This window comes from Thiomonas sp. DCM-2 (assembly GCF_056820905.1).
This window is the reverse complement of the sequence record NZ_CM165962.1, coordinates 1,959,283-1,975,526: the sequence shown is the minus strand read 5'-3', so window position 1 is coordinate 1,975,526 and position 16,244 is coordinate 1,959,283. Positions and strand designations below refer to the sequence as shown.

Sequence of the window (16,244 nt, the reverse complement as noted above, 5' to 3'; positions counted from 1 at the left end):
AATAACGTCACCGATCCACGGGACTTGAGGTCAGGCCAAGCTGATCGAGTGCCTGCTGCATGCGCGGGCTGCGGGCAATGGCCACCAGCTTGGCGGCATAGTGCGGGTCGGTGGCGTAGCCGCTGCGCTGCAGCGCGGTGGCAAAGGCCGAGATGTCGTTGCCCTGATCGCGTGCCGCCTGATAGCGCGGCCGGGCGAGCAGGGCGGCGTAGTTCTGCACGCTTTCACGCACGTTCTGGTAGGCGCGGAAGGCTGCCGTGCCGACCGAGGCCACGCCGTTGCGGAATTCCTGCGTGAGGGTCTGCACCGTGTCGCCGCTCCACCCGGATCCGGCCTTCACACCGAACACGTTGTTGCCCGGGGTGTGCTGCCCCCAGCCGGTTTCCAGCGCGGCCTGGGCCAGAATGGCCACCGGGGCGACGCCCAGCTGTTTTGCCGCGGCCTGCACACTGGGCAGGATGCTGGCGATGAACTGCCGGGCCTGATCGGCAGCACTGCTGCTGGCGCTGGGGGTTGCCGCAGGCGTTGCAGGCGCCGGTGTTGCCACCGCAGTGGGCGACGCGGCAGATTGCAATGTAGGAAGAACCGGCACGGCGTGTTGCCGGTAGGCGCTCAGGGGCTCGCGCGGCAGGGTGGCGTTCGCCGCGCCAGCCAGAGGCAGCATCGCGGCGTTGAGGGCCGCAGCGCGCGCGCCGGGGGTGGGCTGTGCGCCCTGGGCGGGCTGCGCCGCCGCAGCGGCTTCACTGGCGGCGGGCAGGGCTGAAGGTGCGTGCGCTGGGCTCGGTGGCGTGCCGTAGCGGCTGGACAGCTCGCGCGCGATGAAGCTCGCCAGACCGATGCCCTGGCCCTGACTGATGGTGGTGGCGAGCTGCTGGTCGAACATCGACTTGAACATGGGCCCGGCGGTATCGCCCAGCATGTCCGGCCCCAGGCTGGTGGCGTTCATTGCGGTGAGCATCTGCTGCATCAGCAGCGCCTCGAACTGCTGCGCCACAGCCTTGATGGCCTGCGGGCTGCGCGGGTCGGCATTGGCGGCAGCCTTGAGCTGGTTCAGTCCCTGGAACGACAGGCTGTTGTCGGCAGCCGCGCCGCTGGGCGGCAGCGGCGCAGACGGCAGGGTGGGCGGAATGGCCATGACGGGGCTCAGATGACGTCAAGCTGCGCGTGCAGCGCGCCTGCAGCCTTCATCGCCTGCAGGATGGCGATCAGGTCGCTGGGTGCGGCGCCCACGGCGTTGAGCGCCCGCACCACGGCTTCGAGGGTCACGCCTGGATTGAACATCAGCAGATTGGCCTTGTCCGCCTTGGCCTTCACGTCGGTCTTGGGTACCACGGCGGTCTGCCCCGCGCCCAGCGGGTTGGGCTGGCTCACCTCGTATTGCGTGCTGATGGTGACCGACAGATTGCCATGCGCCACGGCACAGGCACCCAGCGTGACGTTCTGGCCCAGCACCACGGTGCCGCTGCGGGCGTCGATCACCACCTTGGCGGGGGGCGACTCGGGCGTGACATCGAGCGCCTCGACCTGGCCAAGAAAGGCGGTGCGCGCGCCAGCGGTCAGCGGCGCCTGCACCTGAATGACCCCGGCGTTCAGTGCCGTGGCCGTGCCCGCGCCGAACTGCTGATTGATGCGGTCGGCCACGCGGCTGGCGGTGCCGAAGCTCGGGGTGTTGAGCGACAGCGAGATCGGGCCGGTCTGGTCGAAATGGCTCGCCACGGCCCTTTCTACCGTGGCGCCATTGGCGATCATGCCGGCTGTCAGAAAGTTGACCTGGGTGCTGTTGCCGCCGGACGACGCGCCAAACCCGCTGACCACCACATTGCCCTGCGCCACGGCGTAGGTCTGGCCGTCCGCGCCCTTGAGCGGGGTCATCAGCAAGGTGCCGCCCGCCAGGCTGGCGGCATTGCCCACGGCGGACACGGTGATGTTGATCTGCTGGCCGGGCTGGGCAAACGGCGGCAGATTGGCCGTGACCATGACTGCCGCCACATCCTTGGGCTGCAGGTTGGAGGCGACGCCCGGCGGCAGGTTGATGCCCAGGCGCTGGAACATCGACAGCAGCGACTGCGTGGTGTAGGGCACCTGCGTGGCCTGGTCGCCTGTGCCGCCGAGGCCGACCACCAGCCCGTAGCCCACGAGCTGATTGACGCGCACGCCCTGCACGCTCGCCAGATCGCGGATGGCAGCGGCCTGCGCGGGCAGCAGGGCGGCGAGAGCCAGCGTCAAGGCGCAAGTAGCGCGCAGCAATGTGCGCAGGATGGTTTGGTTCATGGCGAGGAGTGCTTGCATCAGAACGGCCACAGCGACAGGAAAAAGCTCGTCAGCCAGGGCACCTTCGCGGCGGCATACACGTCGCCGGTGCCGCTGTATTCCACGCGGGCGTTGGCGATCTGGGTGCTCAGCACGGTGTTCTGCGGGCTGACGTCGGCAGCGCGCACCACGCCGGCCACGCGGATGTATTCATGCCCGCCGTTGAGCATGACTTCCTTCTGCCCGGAGATTTCGAGATTGCCATTGCTCATCACCTGCACCACGGTGGCCTGCAGCGTGGTGGTGAAGGTGTTGCTCTGCGAGGTGGCGCCGTTGCCGCCGAACTTGCTCGACGACGTCAGCCCCATCGAGGGAGAGTAGCCGCCCACGGTCAAGGGTTTGCCGAAAAAGCTCGACAGACCGGCGCTCACGCTGTCGGCCTTGTTCACCGTGGTGTTGGTGGACTTGGTGGCGTTGGCGTTTTCCTGGATCAGCACGGTGATCAGGTCGCCCACGCGGTGCGCCCGGCTGTCCTCGAACAGCGACACATTGGTGCCCGGCTGCCAGATCGCGCCGTTGGGCGCGTGGGCGTTCATCGGCTCGGGCTGCGCCGGAATGGGCAACGGTTTGAGCGCTTCGTTGCCCAGGTGCTGCTGCGGCATGGCGCAGGCACCGAGCAGCAGCGCAAACACGGCGGCGAGCAGCGGGCGGGAGGAGCGCGGCGCAGACATGGCAGTCATCACAGGTTGTTGTTCACGTACTGCAGCATCTGGTCGGAGGCCTGCACCGCCTTGCTGTTGACCTCGTAGGCGCGCTGGGTGGAGATCATGTCCACCAGTTCGGCGACCACGTTGACATTGGACGACTCCAGATAGCCCTGCTGCACCGAGCCCAGGCCATTGAGCGTGGGCTGGCCGGTATTGGGCGCGCCGCTGGAGCCGGTCTGCAGATAGAGGTTGTCGCCGATGCTCTGCAAGCCGGTGGGGTTGACGAAGCTGGCGAGCTGCAACGCGCCGACCTGCTGCGGCGCGGCCTGCCCCGGCAGGGTGACGGACACGGTGCCGTCGTTGCCGATGGTCAGGGTCTGCGCGCTGGCCGGCACGGTGATCGTGGGCTGCACCAGATAGCCGCTGGCCGTGACCACCTGGCCCTGGTTGTTGAGCTGGAAGGTGCCGTCGCGGGTGTAGGCGATGGTGCCGTCGGGCTTGAGCACCTGGAAGAAGCCCTGACCGTTGATGGCGACGTCGAGCGAGTTGCCGGTCTGCGTGAGGTTGCCCTGCGTCATCAGCCGCTCGGTGGCCACCGGGCGCACGCCGGTGCCGAGCTGCAGGCCGCTGGGGTATTGGGTGCTTTGCGACGACTGCGCGCCCGGCTGGGTGAGGTTCTGGTAGAGCAGATCCTGAAACACGGCACGCGAGCCTTTGAAGCCGCTGGTGTTGACGTTGGCCAGGTTGTTGGCGATCACGTCCATGCGGGTCTGTTCGGCTTCGAGGCCGGTTTTTGCAACGTAGAGCGAGCGGATCATGGCGGGTCTGGGCGGAATCTGAAGCGGCAAAAAGGCGGAAGGGGGGATCGGTTCGATCAGCTCACGCTGAGCAATTGCGACGCGGCCTGATGGTTCTGGTCCACGGTCTGCATCAGCTTGGTCTGGATTTCGAAGGCGCGCGTGTTGTCGAGAATCTGGATCATGGCCTGCACCGGGTTGACATTGCTGCCTTCGAGCGCACCCACGGCAAGCTGTACATTGCCGTCGGCGGGTGCGGGGCCTTGGGTGTCGCGGAACAGGCCGTCGGCGCCGCGCTGCATCTGGCTCGGTGGCGGGCTGACCAGCTGGATGCGGTTGATCACCACCAGCGCATTGGGCTGGCTGCCCACCGGCACGCCGGAGATGGTGCCGTCCGCGCCGATCTGCACCGACTCCAGCGGCGGCAGTGAAATGGGCGCGCCGCCCTGGCCGAGCACCGGACGGCCGTCACTGGTGGACAGGATGCCGTTGCTGCTGACCTGCAGATCGCCGTTGCGGGTGTAGGCGGTGTCACCATTTGCTGCCTGCACCGCAATCCAGCCGGGGCCCTGAATGGCCACGTCGAGCGCGCGGCCCGTGTGATTGATCGGCCCCTCCTGCAGATTGGCGCTGTTGCCCTGCACCGTGGTGTAGACGCCGCTGGGCACTGCGTTGCCGTACACCGGCAACGCGCGGAACTGTGCCTGCTCGCCGCGATAGCCGGTGGTGTTGACGTTGGCGAGGTTGTTGGTCGTTGCCGCCTGCTGCTGCAGGATGGCGCGGGCGCCGGTGGCGGCAATCCAGAGGGTGTCCATGATGTCGGTTCAGATGGGCGGTTGGATCACAGGGTAAGCAAGGTCTGGACCACCTGGTTCTGCGTCTTGATGGTCTGTGCATTGGCCTGATACGCCTGCTGCGCGACGATCAGGTTGACCAGTTGCGACGACAAATCGACGTTCGACTCTTCCACCGCGCTGGACTGCAGCGAACCCAGCCCGCCGGACTGGGGACTGCCGGTCAGCGGCGGGCCAGACTGGTAGGTCGAGGCGTAGTAGTTGTTGCCCACCCGCTGCAGGCCCTGCGGTGCCTTGAAATTGGTCAATGTGATCTGCCCCAGCGTGGCCGATTGGCCATTGGTGTAGCGCCCGAAGATCACCCCGCTCGGATCGATGGAGAGGTTGCTCAACTGGCCGACGCCGTAGCCGTCGTTGACGATGTTGCTCACCGCTGAAGGCGCGTTGTAATTGGTCGATCCGGCGAAGTTCAGCGCAATGGTCGAGCCCGACGCGCCGTCGGACCAGGTCAGCCCGTTGATCGTTCCGCTGGCCGCGCCGCTGACCGCACCGGTGGACGTGAACTGGATGGACAGCGGCCCGCCGCTGGTGATGCCGCCGCTGCTGGTGGTGCCGTCGACGCTGTAATACACATTCCACTGTTGCCCCGAGGTTGAACCTGAGGTGAGCACGTAATAGGTGCTCAGCAGATGCGAGGTGCCCAGACTGTCGTACACCGTGCTGGTGGTGGAATAGTTGTAGGTGGTCGGATCGTTGATGTTGAACGGCGTGCCGCTGGCTGGCGGGGTCACGGAGGCGTTGAGATTGAGCGCCACGGTCGCGCTGGTCGTGGCCTTGGGCGCCAGGCTGGTGGCCGTGATCTGCAGCGGCCCGCTGCCGCCGGTGAGCGCGCCGCTGACCGCCGGGGTGCCGATGAGCTGCCCGCCTGCGGCATCGACGATGTAGCCGTTCTTGTCGAGCTGGAACTGGCCGTTGCGGCCATAGACCGTGGCGCCGTTGTAGTTGAACTGGAAGAAGCCGCTGCCGTTGATGGCAATGTCCAGCGGATTGCTGGTGGCGCTGATATTGCCCTGCGAAAACTGCTGCGCCACGGTCTGCACCGAGGTGCCGATGCCCACCTGTCCGTACTGCGGCGCGGTGCCCGCAATGGCCGTGGCGTAGGCGTCGGCGAACTGCGCGTTGCTCTGCTTGAACCCCACGGTGTTGGCGTTGGCGATGTTGTTGCCCATCACCTGCAGGTCGGTCGAGGCGGCTTTCAGGCCAGAGAGTGCGGTTTGGAAGGTGCTCATGGAATTCCCCGAAAAAAGACGTTGTGCGTTGTGGGCGGTACGGTCAGGCGCTTACATCACGCCCTGGATGCTGGACAGCGGCACCGTGCCGCTCTGCCCCTGAAGCTGGAGTGACGGGCCGTTGCTGCCACTCAGGTAAACCGACTGCACCTTGCCCGTGCCGAAGGGCACGGCGGCCACCGCCTGACCGCTGCTGTCCGTGGCGGTGACATTGAAGGTGTAGCTGCCGGAGGGTGCCTTCTGTCCTCCGCTGGTCGTGCCGTCCCAGCTGAAGGTCTGCACCCCGGTGGGTAGCGCGCCGAGCTGCAGGGTGCTGACGGTCTGTCCGGCGCTGTTCTGCACCTGTACCTGCACGTTCTGCGCGGCCGAGGCCAGCGTGAACCCGCCGGCGGTGCTGCCGCTGGCCGGCAGGCTGATGCTGTTGTTGTCGAACACCACGGTCTGCCCCACCAGATTGGCCGCCTGCAGGCCCTGAGTCTGGGCCAGTTGCGCGGTGAGCGTGGCCATGCTCTGCTGCAGCCCCTGCACCCCGCTGGCGGTGCTGAACTGCGCGAGCTGGGCCGACAGATCCTGATTGCTCAGGGGGTTCATCGGGTCCTGGTTGGTGAGCTGGGTGACCAACAGCTTGTAGAAGGTGTTGACGTCGGCCAGGCCACCCAGGCCACCGAGGCCGCTGGTGCTGCTGCCGGAGGTGCCGCTGCTGCTGGACTGCAGCGAGGAGAGAAAGGCGTTGGAGCCGATGGGGGAGGTGCTCATGGCAGTCGTCCTTCAGGGTCACTGACCCAGGGTGAGGGTTTTCAACAACAGGTTCTTGGTGGTGTTCATGACGTTCACGTCGGCCTGATAGGCGCGCGAAGCGGAAATCATGTTGACCATTTCATCGACCGGATTGACGTTGGGATAGCTGACATAGCCGTCCTTGTTCGCCAGCGGGTTGCCGGGGTCATACACCAGCTTGAGCGGGCCGGGCTTTTCCACCACGCCGGCCACCTGGACGCCGTTGACCCCGGCAGGCATGCCGGGGCCGGTGAGCGGCTGCGCGGCAAACACCACTTCGCGGGCGCGGTAGGGCTGGCCGTTGGAACTGACCGCAGAATTGGCGTTGGCCAGATTGCTGGCCACCACATTGAGGCGATAGCTCTCGGCATTCAGGCCGGAGTTGGCAACGTCGAGGGCGGAGAACAGGGACATGGCGGGGCTCGCAACAATCGGGACGACGCATCAATTGCCGGTGATGGCCGAGGTCAGGGTCTTGATCTTGCCGGTGAGAAAGGTCAGATCGGCTTCGTACTGAATGCTGTTTTTCTGGAATGCGGCTTGCTCGCGGTTCATGTCCACCGAGTTGCCGTCGAGCCGCACGGTGTTGCCGGCCTGGTAGGCGACAAACTCGGCGCCAACGGGAGCAATACGGCCCGCGAACTGGCGGGGCTGTTCGGTGTTGAGCGGCAGCCCGCCGGTTTGCTGGCCGGACAGGGCCGCCTTGTAGGCCGCAGAAAAATCGAGATCGACCGCCTTGTAGCCCGGCGTGTTCGCATTGGCGATGTTGGCCGACAGCAGTTGCTGGCGCTGCGCCCGCAGGTTGAGGGCGGTTTGCAGCGGGGCGAATTCACGGTCGAGGGCGGAGAGCATGGCGGTTGGTCGGGTGGGTCTGTGGCGTCTTCACTGCAGATTCCATGCCAAGGCCTGCTCATCGGTGTGCGCCGGGAGCCGCCCGCGCAAAGCGGCAATCCGCCCTGTTCCAAGCGGCAAAACCTTGCCGGTCTGCCGCCGCTGGCGGCGCCAGCCCGTTGCGCAGCCAGAACGGACCGGACGGTCGCTGGCTGGTACGGACCTTGCACTGAACGGACATCCAACATGCGTGTTCCTGTCTCTTGCCCTGTTCCATGCCTTCTGTGCATTCCCCCTTCTGTCCGCGGCGTGGCGTGCCATGGTCTGCGTTGCGCGCCGCAGTCGCTCTCGGCCTGGGCCTGATCTGGGCAACTGCGGTGTGGGCCCTGCCCGCCGTGCAAAGCCCCGCCAGCATCCGCGCGGCGGCCGAGGCGTTCGTGCGCGCGGGTCTGCCTGCTGGGGCCGCCAGGGCGAAGATCGAAGTCCAGGGACCGGCGCCGGATTTGCGCTTTCCGCTGTGCACGGACCTGCGCACCGCCTATTTCGGCAATCCCAATCCCTACGGCGCACAAACCGTGGAGGTGCGCTGCGCCGCGCCGCAGGTCTGGTCGCTCTATCTGCCGGTCCGGGTGGATCAGCAGCAGGGCGTCGTGGTGGTGGCGCGGGCCCTGCAGGCCGGGCATGTGCTGAGCGCGGCCGATCTCACCACGGTCGAGCGCGATTCCGCCCACCTGCCGCCGGGCGCGGTGAGCGACGCGCAGACGCTGGTTGGGCAGGTGCTGCGGTACAGCGTGGCTGCGGGCCAGCCGCTGGTGCAAAGCATGCTCACCGGGCCGCAACTGGTCCACTACGGCCAGCCGGTCAGCCTGGTGGCGCAGGGCATGGGGGTGCGGCTGGTGGCGCTGGGGCAGGCGATGGCCGACGGCCGCGTCGGCCAGTCGGTGCTGGTGCGCAATCTGCAGTCGGGCCGGGTGGTCAGCGGGGTGGTGGACGCGCAGGGGCAGGTGGTGGTGCCGCTGAATTGATCGGGTGCAGCCTGCGTCAAAAAACCGTCTTCTTGGCCAGGTTTGCATCCGGCAAGTCCGATTGCAGGTGTTTTGACCTTGTCAATCAGCAGGTTGGCTGTCGGATTCCTGTCTTTTTTGATGGAAATCGCGTGGCACCGGGTTTGCTATGCAGGGGATATCTCCCAAGGAGGACCCCATGCGCGCCATTGCCTTGATGCCCAATGCCGACATTTCCGAATCATCCGACGCCCCGGCCCCCGCGCTTGCGCTTGTCGAGGGCGGCCAGGCTGCTGCGGCGCTCGACGCCACGCTGGAGGCCGAGACCTCGGCGCTGCGTCTGGCGCGGCAAATCTACGCTGCCTGGCTGCAGCGCTGTCTGCGGCAAGGCGCGTACCGCCACAACCCCGGAGCGATGGCGGCCCTGCCGCGTGCCGCCATCGACCATCAGCTCGACCGCGCGCTGCAGTTGGCCGGGGCCGAGGCGGCGGAACTGCTGCCCCTGGGTGCGTTGCAGCGCAGTCGGCTGACCACGCTGTGCGGCCTGATCGCCACCCTGGCCGGAACCGACAAGCAGCATACCCGCGCCGTGCAGACCTGGGATCGGCTGATCGATCTCGGTCTGGAGGTGCTGCAGGGCTTTGCCGACATGGAAATCGTGTTTGCTGCCCAGCGCGCCGCGCACGATCCCCTCACCGGCCTGCCCGGGCGGGCGGCGCTGCAGCAGCGCCTCCAGGCCGAGCAGTCTCTGGCCCTGCGCCACGGCCGCAACTGCGCGGTGGTCATGGTCGACATCGACCACTTCAAGGACGTGAACGACCAGCACGGCCACCAGACCGGCGACCGCGTGCTGGCGGCATTCGCTCGCGTGCTGCGCGGCGCGCTGCGGCCGTATGACGGGGTGTACCGCTATGGCGGCGAGGAATTCGTGCTCGTGCTGCCGGGCGCCACGGCGGCACAGGCGGTGCGCATCGTCGACCGCATCCGCCAGTCCGTCGTCGCCAAGCCACTGGTGCAGACCCAGGCCGGCGGATTGCACCTGAGCTTCTCTGCCGGTGTGGCGGCGCTGACCGAGCGCGCCGTCGCCTCGACCCTGCGCTGCGCTGATCAGGCGCTCTACAGCGCCAAGGCCGAGGGGCGCGACCAGGTTCACCTCGAATCCTGCGCATGAACAGGGTGCCTCTTGCTGCGTGGCGCTGCACGCACGGCGGTCTGGCGCGGGGCATGCCTGCGGGCTGACCGGCCATGGCTGCAGATTCCCTCCATCGCCCGCTCAGCGGCCTGCGCCACGCCAGCGCGCAGGATCTGCAGGCGGCGTTTCGCGTGGACGCGGAGGAATTTCTGCGGCTGTTCATCCTGGGCCTGCAGCCACAGGCGCAGCGCGACGACACCCTGCAAGCGTTGGGCAATGCCGCCGAAGCGCTGCGCGGCATCCGCATCGGCGCAGATTTCTTGCAGCTCGGCGCGATCAGCGCGTTGTGCCGCCAGGGCGAGCAGGACCTGCTGCGCCAACTGCCGTTGATTGCTGCAGGCGCCGCCTTGCAGTGGGATGCCCTGCGCGGCGTGATCGACGGCCTGCGCCAGCAGCTTGCGATCTGGAGCGGGCAGCCGCTTGCAGCCCAGGCGCCCGCACCGCCCGTTGAGCCCGCGCCTGCACCCGCCGCAACGCGCCCTTCGCCCGAGCCCGAGCCAGAGCCAGAGCCAGAGCCAGAGCCAGAGCCAGAGCCAGAGCCAGAGCCAGAGCCAGAGCCAGAGCCAGAGCCAGAGCCAGAGCCAGAGCCAGAGCCAGAGCCAGAGCCAGAGCCAGAGCCGACGACGGGTCAGACCGACAGCCTGCCAGAGCCACGCCAGATCGCGGTGCAGACCGCAACGGTCGGCCCTTGGGTCGTTGCCGTTCCGGCAGACGGTGTGCAAGCTGACCTCGGGCCCGACGCGCCACAGTGGATCGGCCCCGGCGGTGAGTTGCTCGTGCTGCACGACGACCGCGCCTGGCCGGCGCTCGATCTGCCCACCCGCTGGCATGCCGCAAACGCCACACCCGCGCCGGGCAGCGCGGTGCTGATGCTGCGGGCAAGTCCGGACGCGTCGCCGTTCGGCTTGCAGGTGGATGCGATCGGCAGTCAGCATGCGCTGGTGTTCTGGCCGCTGCCCCCTGCGCTGCAAGCGCTGTGCGGCGTGCAGGCCGCCGCGTTGACCGGGGTTCCGTGGCAGCCGGAAAGCGAACAGCCGGTGTTGCTGCTCGATCTGAATTGGCTGCAGGCCGGGGTGGGCGGATGAACGGGGCGTCCTCCTGGCTGCAGTTCCGGCTCGGCGACCAGACGCACGCCCTGGACGCCTCGGCGGTGCGGCAAATCCTGCGCGCGCCCCGGCTGATGCCGCTGCCCATGACCACCGCGCTTGCGCAGAGTCCGGGGCTGATGGCCTGGCAGGGCAGGCCCTTGCTGGTGCTCGATCTCGGCGCGTGCCTCTTGCGGCGCTCCAGCCTGACGGGGCCGGATGCCCGCTTTCTGGTGTGGACGCAGGCGCAGCAGGCCGGCGTGCTGGTGGTCGACGGCGTCGGCACCTTGCTGCGGTTGTCCACCACGACGCTCACCCGCCACTGGGCGCCGACCCAGCCCGGTCTGCCGCCACCGTGGAACGCGATCCGCGGTGTGCTGCATGCGGGCGACACACCGGACATCGCCCCGGCAGGCCTCGATCGTTCCCCTGCCATGCCGATTGCCGTGTTCGACGTGGCCGCGCTGTGGAAGGCCTGCTGGGACCGGCTGCACCCGGCAGACCGGGAGGGGGTGCGATGAAACGCACGCCGCAACGCAGCCTGCTGCTGTTCTGGCTCATCGCCCTGGCCTGGGGCGGCGGCATGGCCGCAATCGCCTGGGTGTCTCCTGCGCAGCCTGCGCTGCTGCTCACGGCCTGGGGCGCAGGCGCTGCCTTGCTCCTGCTGCTGGCGCTGTATCTCGGCCTGTCGTTCCGGCTCGATTTGCTGCAGGTGCAGCAGGTGCTGCGCGAGGCCCGCGCAGATTCGCAGGCTGGGGAGGCAGGCAAGTCGGCCCTGGCGCCCCTGTGGTGGCCGTTGATCGAGGCCGCAGCGCAGCAACCTGCGCCCCAAGCCCAGCCTGCGCCGGAGCAAGACTGTATCAACGCCCAGAGCAAGGCGCAGATCGACACGTTGCAACAGGCCCTTGCCGCAGAACGTGCGCACGCCAGTGCCTGGCAGCAGCAAACCGCACAGGCGCAGGCCGAACTGCGGCTGCTGCAGCGCCAGGTGCAGGAGGCCGCGCAGGCGCTGCTGCCGCTGGAATCTGCCCTGGCAGCGGCCAACCGGCTTGCGCGCGCCACGGTCGAGGCTGTGGCGCCCGAACAAGATCAGGGCGAAGTTCTCGGCACTCTTGCAGTCACCCTGGACCGCTTGACCGAGGAATTTGCCACGCAGGCCCGCGCTGCAGACCAACAGGAAGCCGCAGCCGCAGCGCACATCCAGGCCCGCGGCGCGCAGCATGTGCAGGCGGTTGCGATGCTGCGCCAGCGAGCCGGGCAATTGCGGCAGGTGGTCGACGATCTGCAATTGTTCGGCCTGAATCTGCGGCTGCAACTCGCGCATCTGGCCAGCACGCCCGGGGTCGAGGTGCAGTTGTTCAGGCAGACCGAGGCCGATCTGGACGCGCTGCTCGCGGGGCTGAAGACTCTCGGTGCGGATGATCTTCCGTTGCGCCCCGCAACGGACACGGCGGATGCGCCAGCGCCGCTTTCGCAAGCGCGTGCGCAGTTGCTCGCGCATCTTCAGCTTGCCACCGCACAAATCACCGCCGCTGGTCAAGACCTCGCCACGCGCAGCGCACGTGCGGCGCAGGCAGGCGCCCAGTGGCACACGGCGGCAGAACAACAGGCGCAGCAGCTCGCCCCGTTGCCGCAGCAGTTGCAGAACCTGCGCAAAGCACTGCAGCAGGCGGCGCAAAAGAATTCCTAAAGTTTCATTTCAGCGTGCCGTTATTCGCACTGCGGACAATGTCGTCCGTCTCCGGCATGGATGCCGGAAGCACCACGGCGACGGAGCTCCATCATGGCCATTTCCGGCATCATCAATACCAACGTCAACGCGCTGAACACGCTCAACGCCCTGGGCGGCACGTCCAGCAGCCTGAGCACCTACATTCAGCAGCTGTCCACTGGCAAGCAGATCAACGGCCCTGCGGACAACCCGGCGGGCTACGCCATTTCGCAGCGCTTCCAGACCCAGATCAACGGCCTGAACCAGGCAGTTTCCAACGGCAACCAGGCCGTCTCCCTGGTGCAGACCGCCACCGGCGCACTGCAGAACGAAACCAACCTGCTGCAACAGATCCGCACCATCGCCGTGCAGTCGGCCAACGGCTCGAACACCGCGCAAGACCGGGCCTCGCTGCAGGGCGTGGTGTCGCAGTTGCTCGCCCAGGTGCAGACCATTGCCACGCAGACCCAGTTCAACGGCCAGAATCTGCTGGATGGCACCTTCAGCGGTCAGCAGTTCCAGGTCGGCGCCAATGCCAACCAGATCATCAACGTCTCGGTGGCCAACGCCAACTCCAACGCCATCGGGAACAATGTGATGGGCGCAGTGGCATTCGGCACCTACTCCATCGCCAATGGCACAGGCGGCGGTGCCACCAATAACGGCTACGACGCAGGCAACGCCTTCACCATCAGCAACGGATCGGGCAATTTCACCGCGGGATCAGTGTCGGTGTCCGGCTATGCCGGAGCGGCCGCGATCAACGTCACCACAGATGAGTCGGCCGCGAATGTGGCCGCGTCGATCAACGCCATCAGCCAGCAGACCGGCGTGACTGCCACGGCCAACACCAGCGTGGCCTTCACCGTGACCACCGGCAGCTTCAGCTTCAGCATCGGCAATGGCACAAGCGGCAGCCCGACCAATGCGGTCAACATCTCGGCCAATGTCACCAGCGTGGACCCCACCGGCTTGAGCGGACTGGTGTCGGCGATCAATGGCTCCACCGCACAGACCGGCATCGCCGCCAGCGTGAATTCCAGCAATCAACTCGTGCTCACCCAGAGTCAGGGGCAGAACATCCTGGTGTCCGGCTTTGCCGGTACGGGCACGCTGCGTGGTGGAACGACCTTCACCCTGGGCACTGCGAACACCACGGCACTGATCCAGGGTTTCACCCAACTGCAATCCACCCAGGGCTACTCGCTGGGCAACGCCGGCTACATCGGTCTCAACAGCATCAGCTCGCTGTCGGCCGTGTCCACGGTGGATGTGTCGTCGGTGCAGGGCGCCAATCAGGCGCTGTCGATCATCGACCAGGCGATCAACACCCTGAACCAGCAAGGCGGCGCTTTGGGTGCGATCCAGAACCGGATCCAGGCTTCGGTGCAGAACGTGCAGACCACCGCGACCAATCTGCAGGCCGCGCAGTCCGTGGTGCAGGATGCCAATATCGCGCAGGCGACCACGCAGCTGTCCAAGTACCAGATCCTGCAGCAGGCGGGCATCTCCACCCTGGCGCAGGCCAACGCGTTGCAACAGAGCTACCTCAAGCTGTTGCCGTAAGACGGTTTTTCTGTTGGCTGTGGCCCAGGTTCGCATCCGGCGACCTGGGCCGTTTCCTTCTTTATGCGCCGCGCCGACGCAGCAGAACAATTTTCGGCGGCCAGCCTCAAGTCCCTCGCAGGCGTGTCGTCAAGATGAATGCGGACAGGGTTGTCCGTATTCGGCACGGATGCCGGATTTCCCCATAGCAAAGGAGCTCCATCATGGCCATTTCCGGCATCATCAATACCAACGTCAACGCGCTGAACACGCTCAACGCCCTGGGCGGCACGTCCAGCAGCCTGAGCACCTACATTCAGCAGCTGTCCACTGGCAAGCAGATCAACGGCCCTGCGGACAACCCGGCGGGCTACGCCATTTCGCAGCGCTTCCAGACCCAGATCAACGGCCTGAACCAGGCAGTTTCCAACGGCAACCAGGCCGTCTCCCTGGTGCAGACCGCCACCGGCGCACTGCAGAACGAAACCAACCTGCTGCAACAGATCCGCACCATCGCCGTGCAGTCGGCCAACGGCTCGAACACCGCGCAAGACCGGGCCTCGCTGCAGGGCGTGGTGTCGCAGTTGCTCGCCCAGGTGCAGACCATTGCCACGCAGACCCAGTTCAACGGCCAGAATCTGCTGGATGGCACCTTCAGCGGTCAGCAGTTCCAGGTCGGCGCCAATGCCAACCAGATCATCAACGTCTCGGTGGCCAACGCCAACTCCAACGCCATCGGGAACAACGTCATGGCGGCCAGCGGCACCATTTACAGCACCACGGGCGCGGCCGGCAGCAATGGCTATGCCGCAGGCCAGGCTTTCACCATCACGGCTGGCGCTGGAGCCTTTACGGCCGGCAATGTCACGGTGTCCGGCTCTGCCGGGGCCAGCGGCGTGGCAGTGACGGCAACCGAATCGGCAGCCAGCATTGCTTCCTCGATCAACGCCATCAGCCAGAAGACCGGCGTGACCGCCACGGCCAACACCAGCGTGGCCTTCACCGTGACCACCGGCAGCTTCAGCTTCAGCATCGGCAATGGTGACACCACAACGGGTGGACAGACCAATGCCGTGAACATCTCGGCCAACGTCACCAGCGTGGACCCCACCGGCTTGAGCGGGCTGGTCTCGGCCATCAATGGTTCCACCGCACAGACCGGCATCGCCGCCAGTGTGAACTCCAGCAACCAGCTCGTTCTGACTCAGAGCCAGGGCGAGAACATTTCCATCACCGGGTTTACCGGCAACGGCACGCTGGCTGCTGGTGGTTCGACGGTTTCGAGCACTACCCAAACGGCGCTGGTGCAGGGCTTCACCCAGTTGCAATCGACCCAGGGCTATTCGCTGGGCAACGGTGTTGCCATCGGACTGAGCAACATCAGCTCGCTGTCGGCCGTGTCCACGGTGGATGTGTCGTCGGTGCAGGGCGCCAATCAGGCGCTGTCGATCATCGACCAGGCGATCAACACCCTGAACCAGCAAGGCGGCGCTTTGGGTGCGATCCAGAACCGGATTCAGGCTTCGGTGCAGAACGTGCAGACCACCGCGACCAATCTGCAGGCCGCGCAGTCTGTGGTGCAGGATGCCAATATCGCGCAGGCGACCACGCAGCTGTCCAAGTACCAGATCCTGCAGCAGGCGGGCATCTCCACCCTGGCGCAGGCCAACGCGTTGCAACAGAGCTACCTCAAGCTGTTGCCGTAATCCGGCTTGATCGTTTCTCCAGAGGGTTTCCCCGGGCCGCCGTCAGGTGTCCCGGGGGTTTTGCCATCGGCTGCATGCTTTTTGTATGGGGTTTCATCTGCCTGAATGGAGGCATCATGGACGTTCAAAATGCAGTGGGGCTGTCTGCGCTGGGCACGGTGCAGCCGCAGACGCCCAGGATGACTGGCTCCGCAGCGGCGCCCGGCTCAGGCGTGGCGCAGCCGCAACCCGGCGCGGCGGCCGCAGTTGCTGGCGCCGCATTGCCACCTCAGCCTGCGGTGCCCCCCGCCACGCTGGCGCAGGCAGCCGACACCCTGCAGAAGCAGGTCAGCCAGCAGGCGCCCTCGGTGGCGCTGACTGCCGCGCTGGATCCTGGCGGCTCGCACCCAGGGCAGTTGCTGGTGGAGCTGAAGGACAAGCTGACGCAGCAGGTGTTCGTGCGCTACTACGTCCCGGCGGAACAGGTGGTGAAGGCGGCCGCGCAGGGCGCCGATCAGCCGATGACCCCGGGCAGCCTGCTGCAGGAAAAGGCCTGACCCGCAACCACGCATCGACG

17 protein-coding genes are annotated in these 16,244 nt (G+C 66.7%); 8 read left to right on the top strand and 9 right to left on the bottom strand.

Annotation, left to right across the window (positions count from 1 at the left end; all coding sequences use genetic code 11):
• Window positions 1–7: 7 nt before the first annotated feature.
• From flgJ to flgB, 9 genes are read right to left on the bottom strand one after another with little or no spacing between them, the layout of a single operon-like run.
• Window positions 8–1,135 carry a flagellar assembly peptidoglycan hydrolase FlgJ gene (gene flgJ / locus AC1ZQA_RS09475; RefSeq protein WP_482676726.1) on the bottom strand — a complete coding sequence of 376 codons (1,128 nt, stop codon included), beginning with the start codon at window positions 1,133–1,135 and terminating at the stop codon, window positions 8–10.
• Window positions 1,136–1,143: 8 nt separating this feature from the next.
• Window positions 1,144–2,271: a flagellar basal body P-ring protein FlgI gene (locus AC1ZQA_RS09470; protein WP_482676725.1), complete on the bottom strand. Its 1,128-nt coding sequence runs from the start codon at window positions 2,269–2,271 to the stop codon at window positions 1,144–1,146.
• A 17-nt stretch (window positions 2,272–2,288) separates the two neighbouring features.
• Window positions 2,289–2,990: a flagellar basal body L-ring protein FlgH gene (locus AC1ZQA_RS09465; protein WP_482676724.1), complete on the bottom strand. Its 702-nt coding sequence runs from the start codon at window positions 2,988–2,990 to the stop codon at window positions 2,289–2,291.
• Window positions 2,990–3,775: a flagellar basal-body rod protein FlgG gene (gene flgG, locus AC1ZQA_RS09460; RefSeq protein WP_482676723.1), complete on the bottom strand. Its 786-nt coding sequence runs from the start codon at window positions 3,773–3,775 to the stop codon at window positions 2,990–2,992. The genes AC1ZQA_RS09465 and flgG overlap by 1 nt, the downstream gene beginning before the upstream one ends.
• 56 nt (window positions 3,776–3,831) lie before the next feature.
• Window positions 3,832–4,569: a flagellar basal-body rod protein FlgF gene (gene flgF, locus AC1ZQA_RS09455; RefSeq protein WP_482676722.1), complete on the bottom strand. Its 738-nt coding sequence runs from the start codon at window positions 4,567–4,569 to the stop codon at window positions 3,832–3,834.
• 26 nt (window positions 4,570–4,595) lie between these two features.
• On the bottom strand, window positions 4,596–5,837 hold the full coding sequence (gene flgE, locus AC1ZQA_RS09450) for a flagellar hook protein FlgE (protein ID WP_482676721.1): 1,242 nt from the start codon (window positions 5,835–5,837) through the stop codon (window positions 4,596–4,598).
• A gap of 51 nt (window positions 5,838–5,888) precedes the next feature.
• Window positions 5,889–6,593 (bottom strand): flagellar hook assembly protein FlgD, encoded by a 705-nt coding sequence (locus AC1ZQA_RS09445; protein WP_482676720.1) that lies wholly within the window; start codon window positions 6,591–6,593, stop codon window positions 5,889–5,891.
• Window positions 6,594–6,611: 18 nt separating this feature from the next.
• Window positions 6,612–7,028 carry a flagellar basal body rod protein FlgC gene (gene flgC, locus AC1ZQA_RS09440; protein WP_482676719.1) on the bottom strand — a complete coding sequence of 139 codons (417 nt, stop codon included), beginning with the start codon at window positions 7,026–7,028 and terminating at the stop codon, window positions 6,612–6,614.
• Window positions 7,029–7,058: 30 nt separating this feature from the next.
• Window positions 7,059–7,466 carry a flagellar basal body rod protein FlgB gene (gene flgB / locus AC1ZQA_RS09435; protein ID WP_482676718.1) on the bottom strand — a complete coding sequence of 136 codons (408 nt, stop codon included), beginning with the start codon at window positions 7,464–7,466 and terminating at the stop codon, window positions 7,059–7,061.
• 254 nt (window positions 7,467–7,720) lie between these two features.
• On the opposite strand from flgB, the gene flgA reads away from it, so the two are divergent.
• The 8 genes from flgA (at window position 7,721) to AC1ZQA_RS09395 (ending at window position 16,224) form a co-directional block, all read left to right on the top strand.
• Window positions 7,721–8,470, top strand: a complete 750-nt coding sequence (flgA, locus tag AC1ZQA_RS09430; RefSeq protein WP_482676717.1) for a flagellar basal body P-ring formation chaperone FlgA — start codon at window positions 7,721–7,723, stop codon at window positions 8,468–8,470.
• A gap of 178 nt (window positions 8,471–8,648) precedes the next feature.
• Window positions 8,649–9,620, top strand: coding sequence for a GGDEF domain-containing protein (locus tag AC1ZQA_RS09425; RefSeq protein WP_482676716.1), 972 nt, complete (start codon window positions 8,649–8,651; stop codon window positions 9,618–9,620).
• Window positions 9,621–9,694: 74 nt separating this feature from the next.
• Window positions 9,695–10,726 (top strand): histidine kinase, encoded by a 1,032-nt coding sequence (locus AC1ZQA_RS09420; protein WP_482676715.1) that lies wholly within the window; start codon window positions 9,695–9,697, stop codon window positions 10,724–10,726.
• Window positions 10,723–11,247: a chemotaxis protein CheW gene (locus tag AC1ZQA_RS09415; RefSeq protein WP_482676714.1), complete on the top strand. Its 525-nt coding sequence runs from the start codon at window positions 10,723–10,725 to the stop codon at window positions 11,245–11,247. The genes AC1ZQA_RS09420 and AC1ZQA_RS09415 overlap by 4 nt, the downstream gene beginning before the upstream one ends.
• The gene (locus AC1ZQA_RS09410; protein WP_482676713.1) at window positions 11,244–12,416 is read left to right on the top strand and encodes a chemotaxis protein; all 1,173 of its coding nucleotides are present in this window, start codon (window positions 11,244–11,246) and stop codon (window positions 12,414–12,416) included. Before AC1ZQA_RS09415 ends, AC1ZQA_RS09410 begins: the two co-directional genes overlap by 4 nt.
• 93 nt (window positions 12,417–12,509) lie before the next feature.
• Window positions 12,510–14,003: a flagellin N-terminal helical domain-containing protein gene (locus tag AC1ZQA_RS09405; RefSeq protein WP_482676712.1), complete on the top strand. Its 1,494-nt coding sequence runs from the start codon at window positions 12,510–12,512 to the stop codon at window positions 14,001–14,003.
• 203 nt (window positions 14,004–14,206) lie between these two features.
• Window positions 14,207–15,688, top strand: a complete 1,482-nt coding sequence (locus AC1ZQA_RS09400; RefSeq protein ID WP_482676711.1) for a flagellin N-terminal helical domain-containing protein — start codon at window positions 14,207–14,209, stop codon at window positions 15,686–15,688.
• 116 nt (window positions 15,689–15,804) lie between these two features.
• The gene (locus AC1ZQA_RS09395) at window positions 15,805–16,224 is read left to right on the top strand and encodes a hypothetical protein (RefSeq protein ID WP_482676710.1); all 420 of its coding nucleotides are present in this window, start codon (window positions 15,805–15,807) and stop codon (window positions 16,222–16,224) included.
• Window positions 16,225–16,244 lie beyond the last annotated feature (20 nt).